The following is a 17,484-nucleotide window of genomic DNA, read 5'->3' on the forward strand; positions in this document are numbered from 1 at the left end:
CATACTCATCACGGTGTCATCATGGGAAAAAATATCCGCTGGATTATCGTCCTGTTATTATTTTTAGTATATATGATTAATTATCTGGACCGGGTGGCGTTATCCATTACGGTACCGATGATTGAAAAGGATCTGGCGCTCAACGCCGAACAGTTTGGTATTATTTTCGGCAGTTTTTTCTTCGGCTACGCGGTATTTAATTTTATTGGCGGTCTGGCCGTGGATAAGTTTGGCGCAACGCTGGTCCTGGGGCTGGCGGTGGGGATGTGGTCGCTATTTTGCGGCTTAACCGCCTTTGCCACCGGCTTTTATTCCATGCTGATGCTGCGCGTCCTCTTCGGGATGGCTGAAGGCCCGATTTGCGCGTCGGCGAACAAGATGATCAACGGCTGGTTTCCTAAGAAGCAAGCGGCTACCGCCGTAGGGCTGCTCAGCGCCGGCTCTCCGCTGGGCGGCGCGGTTGCCGGCCCCATCGTCGGTTATCTGGCTCTCGCATTCGGCTGGCGCCCGGCGTTTATGATTATTTTCGCCATCGGTATTGTGTGGATGGTCGTGTGGTTTTTTATTGCCGCCAACTCGCCTGACAAACATAAGCATGTCCGTCAGGAAGAGCTCATGCTCATTAATAAAATGAAGCAAGAGGAGGACGCCCTGGAAACCGTAGAAAATCAAACCGCTCACTCACTGGGTTATTATCTCAAGCAGCCTATTATTCTGGTAACAGCCTTTGCATTCTTCTGCTACAACTATATTTTGTTTTTCTTCCTCAGCTGGTTCCCGTCCTATCTGGTTCAGCAGCACCATCTGGATATTAAACAGATGAGCCTCACCACCATGATTCCATGGATAGTCGGCTTTGTCGGCCTGGCGCTGGGAGGGTATATTTCCGATAAAATTTTTAAACTCACCGGACGCCTGCTGCTGTCGCGCAAAATTGTGCTGGTGGTATGTCTGCTGATGGCCGCCATCTGTGTGGGGCTTGCCGGTACCGTCAGCAGCGTCGTTCCTGCCGTTCTGCTGATGTCTGTCTCCATCTTTTTCCTCTATGTCACCGGAGCGATCTACTGGGCGATTATCCAGGACGTGGTGCATAAATCCCGCGTCGGCGGCACCAGCGGCTTTATCCACCTTATCGGCAGCGTCTCCGGCATCGTGGGGCCGATTGTCACCGGCTATATCGTGCAGTCTACCGGTAAATTCGACAGCGCCTTTGTCCTCGCCGGCACTATCGCCGCGCTCGGCGCCCTGCTGGTACTGTTCGTGATCAAAACGCCACGCGTGACAATGAAAGCCAGTCAGGCATAGTCGACAGCAATACCATGCCCGGCGCAGTCATCACGCCGGGCATCCTCTGAGACTATTTCACCGCCTGGGGCGCGACCCAGCTGCGGCCCAGCGCCGAACCCTGAGCGCCCTGCTCATTCAGATAGCGATCCAGTTCAACCATTCCGGTCCAGCGATTTTCGCACCACAGCGGCGCGAGCAGCGTGGGCCGACGGGCGCTGGCCGATATGCGATGGTAGATCACCTCCGGCGGGGTGTGGCGGATCATCTCCCCGGCGGTGACGGTATACGCCTCCAGTTCGATGCCATCGAGACGACCGGCCTGCCATGCTTTTGCCATAATGCTGCCTTTAACGATATGCAGCGGGTGCAGCTTGATGCCATCCACGCCGGTGGTCACGACCCGCTCCAGCGTCTCGAGGCCGTGCTCCTGGGACTCCCCGGGCAGGCCGACAATGAGATGCGCGCAAACCTTCAGTCCGCGCTCACGCGCCAGACGCGCGGTGCGCTGGTAACAGGCGAAATCATGCCCGCGGTTAATGCGATGCAGGGTCTTATCATGCGCGGTCTGCAGCCCCAGCTCCAGCCATACCTCATACCCCTGCTGGTGGTATTCACTGAGCAGGTCGAGAACCGCCTCCGGCACGCAGTCCGGGCGGGTGCCGACGCAGAGGCCAACGATATTCGCCTCGCTGACGGCCTGGCGATACATCGAGCGGAGCACCTGCACTTCAGCAAAGGTGCTGGTATAAGCCTGAAAATAGGCCAGATAGCGCTTTGCCCGGTTAACGAGCTGCGCCTGATGGGCGAGCTGTTCGGCGATGGAACGATGCTGCTGGGCTTCATCCGCAAACGAGGCCACGTTACAGAAAGTGCAGCCGCCACGGCCCAGCGTACCGTCGCGGTTCGGGCAGCTAAAACCGCCGTGCAGCGTTAGCTTATGGACCTTTTCGCCATAGCGGCGCAGAAGATCCCCACCAAACATATTGACTAATTTCTGTAACTGCATAATCTGATAGACCGGCCTCAACAAAGGGGGCCAAGCCTGCCACTTTTCGTCACCGACGGCGATGACATGGATCAATCGTCAGCGCGGCGACCCGCTTCATTGCATAAACAATCATGATTACTGCAATTTCATTCACCCACAGGGTAATGAGTTTTCCTTATATTTCATCATCGCGCGGCCCTAATCTACTTTATGGTAAAAAACAGTATTAATATCCACCACATAAATTTATAGCAGTCAAATATGCTAATAATGAAATATATTTCAGCGCAGATCGGTAATGCAAAGCCGCGCGCACAGTGAGACAGATCACACTAGTCTTACCCTCTGCGGACGTATCCAAAGCATAAAAAATGGCATTATTTATTTTAAAAACAAAAAGTTAACACCTGTATGGCACATTTTTGTATTAATAAGATTGCCATTTGACGTAAGTGTGGATTCCCGATAAGTTGGGAATCCGCTGGAAGCTTTCTGGATGAGCACTCTGCTCATCATATTTATGCAGTAATTGAGATTCCCTCTTAACAGCAAGTCCTCAAACTTGTGTACCGATGCAAAAAGGATTTAAAGAGGGCGAATGCGAGGTGCAAACCCCGTCGCCATGCTCTTTCTGTGCCTGTGCGCAATCGGTATCGGAGGGGGTCCGTAGAGCCTGGGGAGGTTCACTGATATGTTGTACGACAAATCCCTTGAGAGGGATAACTGTGGTTTCGGCCTGATCGCCCACATAGAAGGCGAACCTAGCCACAAGGTAGTGCGAACCGCGATACACGCACTGGCCCGCATGCAGCACCGTGGCGCAATCCTTGCCGATGGTAAAACCGGCGACGGTTGCGGTCTGCTGCTGCAAAAACCCGATCGTTTCTTCCGCATCGTTGCCGAAGAGCGCGGCTGGCGTTTAGCCAAAAACTACGCCGTTGGGATGCTGTTCCTGAATAAAGATCCTGAACTGGCGAAAGCGGCACGCCGCATCGTTGAAGAAGAACTTCAGCTTGAGACCCTGTCGATTGTTGGCTGGCGCGATGTGCCGACCAACGAAGGCGTGCTCGGTGAAATCGCCCTCTCCTCGCTGCCCCGTATTGAGCAAATCTTTGTTAACGCCCCGGCTGGCTGGCGCCCGCGCGATATGGAGCGTCGTCTGTTTATTGCGCGTCGTCGCATTGAAAAACGCCTGCAGGAAGACAAAGATTTCTACGTTTGTAGCTTGTCCAACCTGGTCAACATCTATAAAGGTCTGTGTATGCCGGCGGATTTGCCGCGCTTCTACCTGGACCTCGCGGACCTGCGCCTGGAGTCGGCTATCTGCCTGTTCCACCAGCGCTTCTCCACCAACACCGTACCACGCTGGCCGCTGGCGCAGCCGTTCCGCTACCTGGCGCACAACGGTGAAATCAACACCATCACCGGCAACCGCCAGTGGGCTCGCGCCCGTACCTATAAGTTCCAGACCCCGCTGATCCCGGACCTGCACGACGCCGCGCCGTTCGTTAACGAAACCGGCTCCGACTCCAGTTCAATGGACAACATGCTGGAGCTGCTGCTGGCCGGCGGGATGGACATCGTGCGCGCCATGCGTCTGCTGGTGCCGCCAGCCTGGCAGAACAACCCGGATATGGATCCGGAGCTGCGTTCGTTCTTCGACTTTAACTCCATGCATATGGAGCCATGGGACGGCCCGGCGGGTATCGTCATGTCCGATGGTCGCTACGCGGCCTGTAACCTCGACCGTAATGGCCTGCGCCCGGCGCGCTACGTCATTACCAAAGATAAGCTCATCACCTGCGCCTCTGAAGTCGGCATCTGGGACTACCAGCCGGACGAAGTGGTTGAGAAAGGCCGCGTGGGTCCGGGCGAGCTGATGGTTATCGATACCCGTGCCGGACGCATTCTGCACTCAGCGGAAACCGATGACGATCTGAAGAGCCGCCATCCGTATAAAGAGTGGATGGAGAAAAACGTTCGTCGTCTGGTGCCGTTTGAAGATCTGCCGGACGAAGAGGTTGGCAGCCGCCAGCTGGACGACGATCTGCTGGCCAGCTACCAGAAACAGTTTAACTACAGCGCGGAAGAGCTGGACTCGGTGCTGCGCGTGCTCGGCGAAAATGGCCAGGAAGCGGTCGGCTCAATGGGCGATGACACGCCTTTCGCCGTCCTTTCCAGCCAGCCGCGCATTATCTACGATTATTTCCGTCAGCAGTTCGCCCAGGTGACGAACCCGCCTATCGATCCGCTGCGTGAAGCTCACGTCATGTCGCTGGCCACCAGCATCGGGCGCGAAATGAACGTCTTCTGCGAAGCGGAAGGCCAGGCGCATCGTCTGAGCTTCAAATCGCCGATCCTGCTGTACTCCGATTTCAAACAGCTGACGACGATGGAAGAAGAGCACTATCGTGCCGACGTCCTCGACATCACCTTCAACCCGGCAGAGGCTTCACTCAGCGAGACGGTGAAGGCCCTGTGCGACAAAGCGGAGCAAATGGTACGCGATGGTACCGTGCTGCTGGTTCTTTCTGACCGCAACATCGCCAAAGACCGCCTGCCGGTGCCGGCGCCGATGGCCGTTGGCGCGATCCAGACCCGTCTGGTCGATAAAAGTCTGCGCTGCGATGCCAACATCATCGTTGAAACCGCCAGCGCCCGCGATCCGCATCACTTCGCCGTACTGCTGGGCTTCGGCGCGACAGCTATCTATCCGTACCTCGCCTATGAAACGCTGGCGAAGCTGGTCGACAGCAAAGCTATCGATAAACCGTACCGTGCGGTGATGCTGAACTATCGCAACGGTATCAATAAAGGTCTGTATAAGATCATGTCCAAGATGGGGATCTCGACCATCGCCTCCTACCGCTGCTCGAAGCTGTTCGAAGCGGTCGGTCTGCATCGCGATGTCTCCGATCTCTGTTTCCAGGGCGTGGTCAGTCGCATCGGCGGCGCCGGCTTCGACGATTTCCAGCAGGACCTGCTGAATCTGTCGAAACGCGCCTGGCTGGCGCGCAAGCCGCTGGCTCAGGGCGGTCTGCTGAAGTACGTTCACGGCGGCGAATATCACGCCTACAACCCGGACGTGGTGCGTACCCTGCAGCAGGCTGTGCAGAGCGGCGAGTACAGCGATTATCAACAATACGCGAAGCTGGTTAACGAACGTCCGGCGGCCACGCTGCGCGATCTGCTGGCGCTCAATCCGGGCGAAGACGCCATCAGCATCGACGACGTGGAGCCGGCGAAGGAGCTGTTCAAACGCTTCGATACCGCAGCGATGTCGATCGGCGCCCTGAGTCCGGAAGCGCACGAATCGCTGGCGGAAGCGATGAACAGCATCGGCGGCTTCTCTAACTCCGGTGAAGGCGGTGAAGACCCGGCGCGCTACGGCACCAATAAAGTGTCGCGCATCAAGCAGGTGGCGTCCGGCCGCTTCGGCGTCACCCCAGCCTATCTGGTCAATGCCGACGTTATCCAGATCAAAGTCGCCCAGGGCGCGAAGCCGGGTGAAGGCGGCCAGCTACCGGGTGATAAAGTCACTCCGTACATCGCCAAACTGCGCTATTCGGTACCGGGCGTGACGCTGATCTCCCCGCCGCCGCACCACGATATCTACTCTATCGAGGATTTGGCGCAGCTGATTTTCGACCTCAAGCAGGTCAACCCGAAAGCGATGATTTCGGTCAAACTGGTTTCTGAACCGGGCGTGGGCACCATCGCCACCGGCGTAGCCAAAGCTTATGCCGACCTGATCACCATCGCCGGCTACGACGGCGGCACCGGGGCGAGCCCGCTCTCTTCCGTGAAATATGCCGGCTGTCCGTGGGAGCTTGGTCTGGTGGAAACCCAGCAGGCGCTGGTCGCTAACGGCCTGCGTCATAAGATCCGTCTGCAGGTGGATGGCGGCCTGAAAACCGGCCTCGATATCATCAAAGCGGCGATCCTCGGCGCGGAAAGCTTCGGTTTCGGTACCGGCCCGATGGTGGCGCTGGGCTGTAAATACCTGCGTATTTGCCACCTGAACAACTGCGCGACCGGCGTGGCGACCCAGGATGACAAACTGCGTAAGAACCACTATCACGGTCTGCCGTTCAAAGTGACCAACTACTTTGAATTTATCGCCCGTGAAACCCGCGAGCTGATGGCCCAGCTGGGCGTCAAGCGCCTGGTAGATCTGATTGGCCGCACCGATCTGCTCAAAGAGCTGGATGGTTTCACCGCCAAGCAGCAGAAACTGGATCTGGGTAAACTACTGGAGACCGCAGAGCCGCATCCTGGCAAAGCGCTGTACTGCACCGAAAATAACCCGCCGTTCGATAACGGCGTGCTCAATGCCCAGCTGCTGCAGCAGGCGAAACCGTACGTGGATGAAAAGCAGAGCAAAACGTTCTGGTTCGATATCCGCAATACCGACCGCTCCGTGGGGGCCTCGCTGTCCGGGTATATCGCCCAGACCCATGGCGACCAGGGACTGGCGGGCGACCCGATCGTCGCTCACTTTAGCGGCACCGCGGGCCAGAGCTTCGGCGTGTGGAACGCCGGCGGCGTGGAACTGCATCTGACGGGCGACGCCAACGACTATGTCGGCAAAGGCATGGCGGGCGGTCTGCTGGCCATTCGTCCGCCGGTGGGCTCCGCTTTCCGCAGCCACGAAGCCAGCATTATCGGCAACACCTGCCTGTACGGCGCGACCGGTGGTCGTCTGTACGCCGCAGGCCGCGCAGGTGAGCGTTTCGCGGTGCGTAACTCCGGCGCCATCACCGTGGTGGAAGGCATCGGCGACAACGGCTGTGAATACATGACCGGCGGTATCGTCTGCGTGCTCGGTAAAACCGGCGTCAACTTTGGCGCAGGGATGACCGGCGGCTTTGCCTATGTCCTGGATGAAGATGGCGACTTCCGTAAACGCGTGAACCCGGAGCTGGTGGAAGTGCTGGACGTTGACTCTCTGGCCATCCATGAAGAGCACCTGCGCGGTTTAATCACCGAGCACGTGCAGCTTACCGGTTCGCAACGCGGCGAAGAGATCCTCGCCAACTGGCCGGCCTTCTCCGCGAAGTTTGCGCTGGTTAAACCGAAGTCCAGCGATGTTAAAGCACTGTTGGGTCACCGTAGTCGTTCCGCAGCTGAGCTGCGGGTGCAGGCGCAGTAAGGGGTTAAGATGAGTCAGAACGTTTATCAATTTATCGACCTGCAGCGCGTTGATCCGCCAAAGAAACCGCTGAAGATCCGTAAAATTGAATTTGTGGAAATTTACGAGCCGTTTTCAGAAGGCCAGGCCAAGGCGCAGGCGGATCGCTGCCTCTCCTGCGGCAACCCGTACTGCGAGTGGAAGTGCCCGGTGCATAACTACATCCCGAACTGGCTGAAGCTGGCCAACGAGGGGCGTATTTTTGAGGCGGCTGAGCTGTCGCACCAGACCAACACCCTGCCGGAAGTCTGCGGGCGCGTCTGCCCGCAGGACCGCCTGTGTGAAGGCTCCTGTACGCTGAACGATGAGTTCGGCGCGGTGACCATCGGCAACATCGAACGCTACATCAATGATAAGGCATTCGAGATGGGCTGGCGTCCGGATCTCTCCGGCGTGAAACCGACCGGTAAAACCGTCGCGATCATCGGCGCTGGCCCGGCGGGCCTCGCCTGTGCCGACGTGTTGACCCGCAACGGCGTCAAGGCGGTGGTGTTTGACCGCCATCCGGAAATCGGCGGCCTGCTGACCTTCGGTATCCCGGCGTTCAAGCTGGAAAAAGAGGTGATGACCCGCCGCCGGGAGATCTTCACCGGCATGGGCATTGAGTTCAAACTCAATACCGAAGTGGGCCGCGACGTGCAGCTCGACGACCTGCTGAAAGAGTACGATGCCGTGTTCCTCGGCGTTGGCACCTATCAGTCGATGCGCGGCGGGCTGGACAATGAAGACGCCCCTGGCGTCTACGACGCGCTGCCGTTCCTGATCGCCAACACCAAGCAGATCATGGGCTTTGGCGAAACCGCCGATGAGCCCTACGTCAGCATGGAAGGCAAACGCGTGGTCGTGCTCGGCGGTGGCGATACTGCGATGGACTGCGTACGTACCTCCGTCCGTCAGAATGCGGCGCACGTGATCTGCGCCTATCGTCGTGACGAAGAGAACATGCCGGGTTCAAAACGCGAAGTGAAAAACGCGCGTGAGGAAGGCGTTGAGTTCCAGTTCAACGTCCAGCCGCTGGGCGTGGAAGTGAATGCCAACGGCAAAGTGTGCGGCGTGAAGATGGCGCGCACCGAGATGGGCCAGCCGGATGCGAAAGGCCGCCGTCGCGCGGAGATCGTCGCTGGCTCTGAGCACGTGGTGCCGGCAGACGCCGTCGTCATGGCGTTTGGCTTCCGTCCCCACAGCATGGAGTGGCTGGCGAAGCACAGCGTCGAGCTGGACTCCCAGGGCCGCATCATTGCGCCGGAAGGCAGCGAGAACGCCTTCCAGACCAGCAACCCGAAAATCTTCGCCGGTGGCGATATCGTTCGCGGTTCCGACCTGGTGGTCACCGCGATTGCGGAAGGACGTAAAGCGGCTGACGGGATCCTCAACTACCTTGAAGTCTGATTAGGCCCGGAGTCTCAGCGCATAAAAGCCCGATGGTTAACGCCATCGGGCTTTTTTATTGCCCATTCGCCGGTCAGACCGCCGCTTTCAGCGCCGTATTATACCAGCCGCAGATATGTTCTAAGCGGGTGATCGCCGAGCCGACGGTCACCGCCCACGCGCCGCAGCGCATTGCCTCAGCCGCCTGCGCAGGCGTATTGTAGCGTCCCTCAGCGACCACTCTGCAGCCCGCGGCGCTCAGGCTTTTCACCAGCGCCAGATCCGGCTCGACCGGTGTCTCCTCTGCGGTATAGCCTGAGAGGGTGGTGCCAACCATATCGAAGCCCAATTGCCAGCATTCAAGGGCATCGTCGAGAGAGGAACAATCTGCCATCGCATTTTTCCCCTGGCAGTGAATTGCCGCCAACAACGATGCGACAGAGGCCGGACGCTGACGCCGCGTGCCGTCAACCGCAATGATATCGGCCCCTGCCTGCGCCAGGGCATTCACATCCTCAAGCCACGGCGTAATACGCACCGGGCTATCATGCAGATCGCGCTTAATCAGCGCGATAACAGGCACCGTCACTAACGGACGAACGGCCTGCAGGTTGGCCAGACCTTCGATGCGCAGCGCCACCGCCCCCGCCTGCTCCGCCGCCAGCCCCATCGCCGCGACGATGGCGGGGTTATCCAGCGGGCTGCCCGGCACCGGCTGGCAGGAGACAATTAATCCGCCATGATGACGGATTTGCTGGTCCAGTTGTGCGAGTAAAGACATGTCGGCTCCCTGAAAGCTACCTGTGGCGATGACAGTACCAGCCATGGGACGCCTCGTTTGTGGCAGAGTTAACAAAGCGGACAGACAAAAAAAACAGGCCCCGCAGGGCCTGTCAGAGAAGGGAGTTACTTCACCACGCGCAGCGCCGGGCGACCGCCGCGCGGCGGCGGCGTGTCGTCAGGATCGTCGTCGTGATTATCGGGCTTATCGCCATCAATCACCGACATCACCGTTTCGCTTTCACTCTCAGGCGCGACGTCATCATCGTTGAGGCTGCTGACGTCTTCGTCATAGGCCGCTTCCGGTTCAAACATCGTGCCGGCGCCGTTCTCACGGGCATAGATGGCGAGTACCGCAGCCAGCGGGACAGATACGTTGCGCGGCACGCCGCCAAAGCGCGCGTTGAAGCGCACTTCGTCGTTCGCCAGCTCAAGATTACCTACCGCACGCGGGGCAATATTGAGAACGATTTGCCCGTCGCGCGCATACTCCATCGGCACGAGCACGCCCGGCAGCGTGACATCCACCACCAGATGCGGCGTCAGCTGGTTATCCAGCAGCCAGTCATAAAACGCCCGCAGCAGATACGGGCGACGCGGCGTCAGCTGTGATACATCCATTATTTAGCCCCGACCGAGGCGCATTTCACGCTCGGCTTCAGTTAAAGAGGCGAGGAAGGAATCACGCTCAAATACGCGAGTCATATAGCCTTTGAGCTCTTTCGCGCCTGCGCCAACCAGCTCCACACCGAGAACCGGCAGACGCCACAGCAGCGGCGCCAGGTAGCAATCCACCAGGCTGAACTCATCGCTCAGGAAGTAAGGTTTCTGGGTGAACACCGGCGCGATGGCCAGCAGTTCTTCACGCAGTTGCTTACGCGCAGCATCAGCTTGCGCTGCGGTACCGCTCTGGATGGTGTTCATCAGCGAATACCAGTCCTTCTCGATACGTTGCATATACAGACGGCTTTCGCCACGCGCCACCGGATAAACCGGCATTAACGGCGGGTGCGGGAAACGCTCATCCAGGTATTCCATAATGATGCGGGATTCCCACAGAGTGAGCTCACGATCCACCAGCGTCGGTACGCTTTGATTCGGGTTGAGGTCAATCAGATCCTGAGGCGGGTTGTCCTTCTCCACGTGCTCTATCTCAAAACTGACACCCTTCTCGGCCAGCACAATGCGGACCTGATGGCTATAGATGTCAGTAGGACCAGAAAACAGCGTCATTACCGAACGTTTGTTGGCAGCGACAGCCATGAAAACCTCCAGGTATATTCAGAATTTTGTACTGCTGCCAGCCACTCATGGCCGGCCAGATGTAAAAACCCCAGTAGCGCGATGTCACCTTCGTTCACGAATAAAACAAAAAATGAACAATCACCAGCATTTGGGCAGAAAATTGGATGATAGTTTACCAGATTTTGAAGACGTTGTGGTGAGGGGATTCTGGAAATGCTGAAAAAGTGGCAAGAACCGGCGGTAAGCTTGTGGATAACAGCCGTTTTATCCATAAAAAAACCCGCCGGAGCGGGTTTTTTCGCAAATTGTTCTGCGTGAGCAGAAAACAATTAACGTTTGGAGAACTGCGGACGACGACGTGCTTTACGCAGACCGACTTTCTTACGTTCAACCTGACGAGCGTCACGAGTGACGAAGCCAGCTTTACGCAGTTCAGAACGCAGGGACTCGTCGTACTCCATCAGAGCGCGGGTGATACCGTGACGGATCGCACCAGCCTGACCAGAGATACCACCACCTTTAACAGTGATGTACAGATCCAGTTTCTCAACCATGTCGACCAGTTCCAGCGGCTGACGAACTACCATGCGGGCAGTTTCACGACCGAAGTACTGTTCCAGAGAACGCTGGTTGATAACGATTTTGCCGTTGCCCGGTTTGATGAAAACGCGAGCTGCGGAACTTTTGCGGCGACCAGTGCCGTAGTATTGATTTTCAGCCATTGCCTATAATCCCGATTAGATGTCAAGAACTTGCGGTTGCTGTGCCGCGTGGTTGTGCTCGTTACCCGCGTAAACTTTCAGTTTACGGTACATAGCACGACCCAGCGGGCCTTTTGGCAGCATGCCTTTAACCGCGATTTCAATCACACGCTCAGGACGGCGGGCAATCATCTCTTCAAAGGTCGCTTCTTTGATACCACCGATGTGGCCGGTGTGGTGGTAATACATTTTGTCTTCGCGCTTGTTGCCGGTAACAGCAACTTTTTCTGCGTTCAGAACGATGATGTAATCACCGGTATCAACGTGCGGAGTGTATTCCGCTTTGTGCTTACCGCGCAGGCGACGAGCCAGTTCAGTAGCCAGACGGCCCAGAGTTTTACCGGTCGCGTCAACAACATACCAGTCGCGTTTTACGGTTTCTGGTTTAGCTGTAAAAGTTTTCATTAAAAGCTTACCCAAATAATAAGTTACACGTTGGTGAACACCCAAACGTTTAGTCAGTTGAGGTTCACACGACATTGTCCAGCAAACCTACCCCTTCGAATAGCCTATGCCGGCACATAGAAAGTTTCGGGAAAAAAACCTTCTCGTAACGTGGGGTCGCAAGATTATAGAGAAGTCGGGGTCAAAGATCGACCCCTTTATGAGATTTTTCAGGCAGCTCCCGGGGCGGCCCTGCGGCCCTGAATTCGCCGGGAAAAAGTATCCTGTCAGGGCATATGCGGGCGCTTGAGGTACTCTTCGCTCTGCATCTCCTGCAGACGCGACAGACAGCGCTGAAACTCAAACTTCAGCCGCTCTCCCTGATAAATGTCGTACAGCGGCACCGCCGCGCTGACCACCAGCTTCACGTGGCGCTCATAGAACTCATCCACCAGGGCGATAAAGCGCCGGGCTTCGCTCTCCAGCTGCGCGGTCATCACCGGCACGTCGAACAGCATCACGGTGTGGAACAGGCGGGAGAGCGCGATATAGTCATGCTGGCTACGGGCATCCACGCACAGCGTGGCGAACGACGCCGCCAGCGTCTGGTTTTCCACGCCGAGGGTCGGCAGCTCGCGATGGTTGATCTCCAGCGTCGGCCCGGCAGCGCGCGGCGCGCCGGCCAGCGCCAGCCACAGTTTATCCATCTGTTCGCGGGTGTCGTTATTCAGCGGCGACAGCCACAGGTGCGCCTGGGTCAGGGTACGCAAGCGATAATCGATGCCGGCATCGACGTTCATAATATCGCAATGTTGCTTGATGGCGTCGATAGCGGGCAGAAAACGGGCGCGCTGCAGGCCATTGCGATAGAGCTCATCCGGCGGAATATTGGAGGTCGCCACCAGCGTGATGCCGCGGGCGAACAGGGCCTTCATCAGCCCGCCCAACAGCATGGCGTCGGTTATATCGGAGACAAAAAACTCGTCGAAACAGAGCACGTCGGTTTCCGCTTTAAAGCGGTCGGCGACAATGTCCAGCGGGTCGCTATGGCCCTGCAGGGTGGTCAGCTCTTCGTGCACCCGCAGCATAAAGCGATGGAAATGCAGGCGCTGCTTACGCTCGCCCGGCAGGCTCTGGTAAAACAGGTCCATCAGCCAGGTTTTCCCCCGCCCCACGCCGCCCCACATATACAGGCCGCGGACGGGCACCGCCTCGGCTGCTGGTTCGCGCTTACCCAGCAGTTTGCCGAATTTCGCGCGCAAACCGCCGCCTGACGCGACGGGCGCGGGCTGAGTCTGCAGTTCCTGGTAAATGGTATCGAGGCGGCTCACCGCTTCTTGCTGGACGTCGTCGGGTTGATGGCTGCCCTCTTTCAGGGCTGAAAGGTAACGCGATGTTGGAGACAGGCTTTGCATGATCTAATTGTTATTCCTTGAAAACCGTGATGTCGAAGCTCACGATTGACGAAAAAAAGGCCGTTCTACACTACGCGATGATACGCCAGGATTCCACTTCTGTGGAATTAGCGGTTATAGTGGCACTATCGGGCGCAGGCGGAGAGCCTAAGAGCCACCCTACGGAACCACAATACAACGGGAGATGTTCATGACCTGGGAATACGCGCTAATTGGGTTAGTCGTCGGTATCATCATTGGTGCCGTCGCCATGCGTTTCGGCAACCGCAAACTGCGCCAGCAGCAGGCGCTGCAGTTCGAACTGGAAAAGAATAAAGCCGAGCTTGAAGAGTACCGTGAAGAGCTGGTCAGCCATTTTGCGCGCAGCGCCGAGCTGCTGGATAACATGGCGCACGACTACCGTCAGCTGTATCAGCATATGGCGAAAAGCTCTAACAACCTGCTGCCGGATTCCATGGCAGACGCCAACCCGTTCCGCAACCGCCTGGAAGAGTCTGAAGCCAGCAACGATCAGGCGCCGGTCCAGATGCCGCGCGACTACTCCGAAGGCGCATCCGGATTACTGCGCGGTGGCGCAAAACGCGATTAAACAATCGCCTCTGATAAAATATTCTCCGGGCGCGCCCATCGCGCCCGCTCCTTCCCCACTTCCCGGCTACAATTTAAACCAGTCCCCACATTGTTACCTGCGCAAAAATTCAATAACATCAGGTTATTCAGGACATTTTTCCATACACCTCAGGTTACGAGAGCCAGCATCTAATGAAGAAACAGACTTTGCTGTTGAGTGCGTTAGCGTTAAGCATTGGGTTATCGTTGTCGGTTCTGCCTCCGGCAGCAGCATCCTTACCGACTCAGGTGCCCGGCCAGGGCGCGTTACCAAGCCTGGCGCCGATGCTGGAAAAGGTCCTGCCGGCGGTAGTCAGCGTCCAGGTGGAAGGCACTGCCTCGCCGACGCTCAATATGCCGGAAGAGCTGAAGAAATATTTTGGCGATAACGCCCCGCAAGAGCAGGCGCAGCCGTTCGAAGGGCTTGGCTCCGGCGTCATTATCGACGCAGCGAAAGGCTACGTGCTGACCAATAACCACGTCATCAATCAGGCGCAGAAGATCAGCGTCCAGCTGAACGATGGTCGTGAATTTGATGCCAAACTGGTCGGTAGCGATGAACAGAGCGACATTGCTCTGCTGCAGCTGATTAAGCCGTCGAACCTGACGCAAATCGCCATTGCTGACTCCGATAAACTCCGCGTCGGCGACTTCGCCGTCGCCGTCGGCAACCCGTTCGGCCTTGGTCAGACCGCCACCTCCGGCATTATCTCTGCCCTTGGCCGCAGCGGCCTGAACCTTGAAGGGCTGGAGAATTTCATCCAGACCGATGCCTCCATCAACCGCGGCAACTCCGGCGGCGCGCTGTTGAACCTCAACGGCGAGCTTATCGGGATCAACACCGCGATCCTGGCGCCGGGCGGCGGCAGCATCGGCATCGGCTTCGCCATCCCGAGCAACATGGCGAAAACCCTCGCCGACCAGCTCATTCAGTTTGGCGAAATCAAGCGCGGCCTGCTGGGCATTAAAGGCATGGAAATGAGCGCCGATATCGCCAAGGCGATGAACCTCAACGTTCAGCGCGGCGCCTTCGTCAGTGAAGTGCTGCCAAACTCCGGGTCCGCCAAAGCGGGGATCAAATCCGGCGACGTCATCGTTAGCCTGAACGGCAAGCCGCTGAATAGTTTTGCCGAACTGCGCTCGCGGATCGCCACCACCGAGCCGGGGACCAAAGTCAAACTGGGCCTGCTGCGCGATGGAAAACCGGTCGATGTCGAAGTGACGCTGGATAAGAGCACCTCCTCCACCGCCAGCGCTGAGCTGATTATCCCGGCTCTGCAGGGTGCCTCGTTCAGCGACGGTCAGATGAAAGATGGCACCAAAGGGGTGGTGATCGATAATGTCGATAAAGGCAGCGCCGCCGCCCAGGTCGGCCTGCATAAGGATGACATTATCATTGGCCTTAACCGCGAGCGTATTCATTCGATTGCCGAATTACGCAAAGTGCTCGAAGGCAAACCGCCGGTCATCGCCCTGAACGTGATCCGCGGCAACGAAAGCATCTATCTGCTGCTGCGCTGATTGTCTCCCCGGACATCGCCGCCATGTGCGATGTCCGGGCAACTCATGCTATGCTGCGCCTGACCATTCATTAACGATATCTGCATCATGCCTGGAAAGTTATTACGTTCAGTACTCATCGGTTTGCTTGTCGGGGGCCTGCTGTTGGCCCTGATGCCCTCGCTGCGCCAGTGGCAGCTAGCGCCGACCACCCAGAATGATACGGCAGACGACTCCCCGGCGAGCTATAACGCCGCCGTACGCCGCGCCGCGCCCGCCGTAGTGAACGTCTATAACCGCGCCCTGAACAGCACCAGCCATAATCAGCTGACGCTTGGCTCCGGGGTGATCATGGACCAGCGCGGCTATATCCTGACCAACAAGCATGTGATTAACGATGCCGACCAGATTATCGTCGCTCTGCAGGACGGCCGGGTCTTCGAAGCGCTGCTGGTAGGCTCCGATTCCCTGACCGACCTCGCGGTGCTGAAGATCAACGCTACCGGCGGGCTGCCGGTGATCCCGATCAACCCGAAACGCACGCCGCACATCGGCGATGTGGTGCTGGCGATTGGCAACCCCTATAATCTGGGACAGACCATCACCCAGGGGATCATCAGCGCCACAGGGCGCATTGGCCTCAACCCCACCGGCCGCCAGAATTTCCTGCAGACTGACGCCTCGATCAACCACGGTAACTCCGGCGGGGCGCTGGTGAACTCCCTCGGCGAGCTGATGGGGATTAACACCCTCTCCTTTGACAAGAGCAACGACGGCGAAACGCCTGAAGGCATTGGCTTTGCGATCCCGTTCCAGTTAGCGACCAAAATTATGGATAAACTGATCCGGGATGGCCGTGTGATCCGCGGCTATATCGGCATTAGCGGCCGGGAGATCGCCCCGCTGCACGCGCAGGGCGGCGGGATCGATCAGATCCAGGGGATCGTCGTTAACGATGTCGCGCCGGACGGACCGGCCGCGCAGGCGGGGATCCGCGCCAACGACGTGATCATCTCCGTGAATGACAAACCCGCGGTCTCCGCGCTGGAGACAATGGATCAGGTGGCCGAGATCCGCCCGGGTTCAGAAATTCCGGTGGTCATCATGCGTGATGATAAGAAAATCACGCTCCATATCGCCGTCCAGGAATACCCGGCCACCAACTAAGCGGCTCCCCGTTTGGGGAGCCACGTTAATCGCTAAATACCGGACCGGCCGGGAATCTGACCAGAAACCCGGTCACCGCCAGCAGCGATCTCAGCGCGGGCCATACAACCTGTCGCTCGCGAAGCTCATCATCCAGCGTCAGTAGCGCAAATTCCCCCTTCTCACCCAGCACGCCACCCTGCCAGAGCAGGCGCTGCGCCTGCTGCCGCGCCCAGGGCGACTCACTCTTCCAGGCCAGCAAATGCAGCATCGCCTGCTGCAGACAGACGCTGTGGGAATGGTTATCCCGCCGCAGCCGCCGGTAGACGGGCAGGGACACGCTGCGCACGGTATAAAATCCACTGCCCGCCTCTTCATCGCCTTCAGGAATAGCGCGGGCGAACTGCCCCGCCACGTCGCACAGCCGGTTGTGCGTCAGCGGAAGTTGCCGGGCGCTGAGCGCCCCGGCCGCCATGCACAGCAGACCGCTGCGCTGCAGCGAGGGCGTCGCGGGGCGCACGACCGCCGCCGGTAAGGCAGTCACCGCCCGTGTCGCCTCGTCAGCGTTGTGGTCAGCGCCGGCCTCATAACAGCTGGCCAGCAGCGCTTCACCAGGCGTGGCGTTCAGCGGGGGCGAAAGCAGGTTCAGCGCCGGCTGCAGTTGTGCAAGTTCATCGCCTGACGCCAGCATGGCGTCAACCACCGCCACCCGTGTTGATGTCCGGTTTTCCGGACAGCATGCTATGGCTTCATTCATCACCGTCTCCTTATGAGAAATCTCCGCGGCCGACATGCCAGCCGCGGAAACAG

At 58.1% G+C, this 17,484-nt stretch carries 15 protein-coding genes; 6 read left to right on the plus strand and 9 right to left on the minus strand.

The genetic code is table 11. The features are described from left to right. Positions 1 to 21 precede the first annotated feature (21 nt). Positions 22 to 1,305 (plus strand): MFS transporter, encoded by a 1,284-nt coding sequence (locus ACOI6Z_RS08800; RefSeq protein ID WP_065812779.1) that lies wholly within the window; start codon positions 22 to 24, stop codon positions 1,303 to 1,305. Between the two features lie 52 nt (positions 1,306 to 1,357). Here ACOI6Z_RS08800 and ACOI6Z_RS08805 read toward each other — a convergent pair whose 3' ends face one another. After that, on the minus strand, positions 1,358 to 2,293 hold the full coding sequence (locus tag ACOI6Z_RS08805; RefSeq protein WP_044524840.1) for a TIGR01212 family radical SAM protein: 936 nt from the start codon (positions 2,291 to 2,293) through the stop codon (positions 1,358 to 1,360). 673 nt (positions 2,294 to 2,966) lie between these two features. On the opposite strand from ACOI6Z_RS08805, the gene gltB reads away from it, so the two are divergent. Continuing rightward, positions 2,967 to 7,427, plus strand: a complete 4,461-nt coding sequence (gene gltB, locus ACOI6Z_RS08810) for a glutamate synthase large subunit (protein ID WP_044524842.1) — start codon at positions 2,967 to 2,969, stop codon at positions 7,425 to 7,427. 9 nt (positions 7,428 to 7,436) lie between these two features. Further along, complete coding sequence (gene gltD, locus ACOI6Z_RS08815; RefSeq protein WP_032454181.1) at positions 7,437 to 8,855, plus strand: glutamate synthase subunit GltD; 1,419 nt, start codon at positions 7,437 to 7,439, stop codon at positions 8,853 to 8,855. Positions 8,856 to 8,928: 73 nt separating this feature from the next. Here the strand turns inward: gltD and ACOI6Z_RS08820 are convergent, their stop codons facing one another. From ACOI6Z_RS08820 to zapE, 7 genes are all read right to left on the minus strand, one after another. Next, positions 8,929 to 9,615: an N-acetylmannosamine-6-phosphate 2-epimerase gene (locus ACOI6Z_RS08820; protein WP_044524845.1), complete on the minus strand. Its 687-nt coding sequence runs from the start codon at positions 9,613 to 9,615 to the stop codon at positions 8,929 to 8,931. Between the two features lie 125 nt (positions 9,616 to 9,740). Next, positions 9,741 to 10,235: a ClpXP protease specificity-enhancing factor gene (gene sspB / locus ACOI6Z_RS08825; protein WP_002918465.1), complete on the minus strand. Its 495-nt coding sequence runs from the start codon at positions 10,233 to 10,235 to the stop codon at positions 9,741 to 9,743. Positions 10,236 to 10,238: 3 nt separating this feature from the next. After that, positions 10,239 to 10,877 carry a stringent starvation protein SspA gene (gene sspA, locus ACOI6Z_RS08830; protein ID WP_002918467.1) on the minus strand — a complete coding sequence of 213 codons (639 nt, stop codon included), beginning with the start codon at positions 10,875 to 10,877 and terminating at the stop codon, positions 10,239 to 10,241. Continuing rightward, positions 10,847 to 11,131 (minus strand): hypothetical protein, encoded by a 285-nt coding sequence (locus ACOI6Z_RS08835; RefSeq protein WP_136070768.1) that lies wholly within the window; start codon positions 11,129 to 11,131, stop codon positions 10,847 to 10,849. The genes sspA and ACOI6Z_RS08835 overlap by 31 nt, the downstream gene beginning before the upstream one ends. A 57-nt stretch (positions 11,132 to 11,188) precedes the next feature. Then, entirely contained in the window at positions 11,189 to 11,581 is a 393-nt protein-coding gene (rpsI, locus tag ACOI6Z_RS08840; protein ID WP_000829818.1) for a 30S ribosomal protein S9, read from the minus strand. Positions 11,582 to 11,596: 15 nt separating this feature from the next. After that, on the minus strand, positions 11,597 to 12,025 hold the full coding sequence (gene rplM / locus ACOI6Z_RS08845; protein WP_002918559.1) for a 50S ribosomal protein L13: 429 nt from the start codon (positions 12,023 to 12,025) through the stop codon (positions 11,597 to 11,599). Between the two features lie 266 nt (positions 12,026 to 12,291). Then, entirely contained in the window at positions 12,292 to 13,419 is a 1,128-nt protein-coding gene (zapE, locus tag ACOI6Z_RS08850; protein WP_420687198.1) for a cell division protein ZapE, read from the minus strand. A gap of 190 nt (positions 13,420 to 13,609) precedes the next feature. Between zapE and zapG the strand changes: the two genes are divergently transcribed. From zapG to degS, 3 genes are all read left to right on the plus strand, one after another. Continuing rightward, positions 13,610 to 14,008: a Z-ring associated protein ZapG gene (zapG, locus tag ACOI6Z_RS08855; protein WP_012540461.1), complete on the plus strand. Its 399-nt coding sequence runs from the start codon at positions 13,610 to 13,612 to the stop codon at positions 14,006 to 14,008. A 173-nt stretch (positions 14,009 to 14,181) separates the two neighbouring features. Continuing rightward, complete coding sequence (gene degQ, locus ACOI6Z_RS08860; RefSeq protein ID WP_017899931.1) at positions 14,182 to 15,549, plus strand: serine endoprotease DegQ; 1,368 nt, start codon at positions 14,182 to 14,184, stop codon at positions 15,547 to 15,549. An 87-nt stretch (positions 15,550 to 15,636) separates the two neighbouring features. Continuing rightward, positions 15,637 to 16,695 (plus strand): outer membrane-stress sensor serine endopeptidase DegS, encoded by a 1,059-nt coding sequence (degS, locus tag ACOI6Z_RS08865; RefSeq protein ID WP_002918568.1) that lies wholly within the window; start codon positions 15,637 to 15,639, stop codon positions 16,693 to 16,695. Positions 16,696 to 16,720: 25 nt separating this feature from the next. Here degS and ACOI6Z_RS08870 read toward each other — a convergent pair whose 3' ends face one another. After that, entirely contained in the window at positions 16,721 to 17,431 is a 711-nt protein-coding gene (locus tag ACOI6Z_RS08870; protein WP_044524849.1) for a membrane protein associated with oxaloacetate decarboxylase, read from the minus strand. Between the last annotated feature and the right edge of the window lie 53 nt (positions 17,432 to 17,484).

The organism is Klebsiella sp. C239 (assembly GCF_048822715.1).
In the GTDB taxonomy this organism is placed as follows: Bacteria; Pseudomonadota; Gammaproteobacteria; order Enterobacterales; family Enterobacteriaceae; genus Klebsiella; species Klebsiella quasipneumoniae.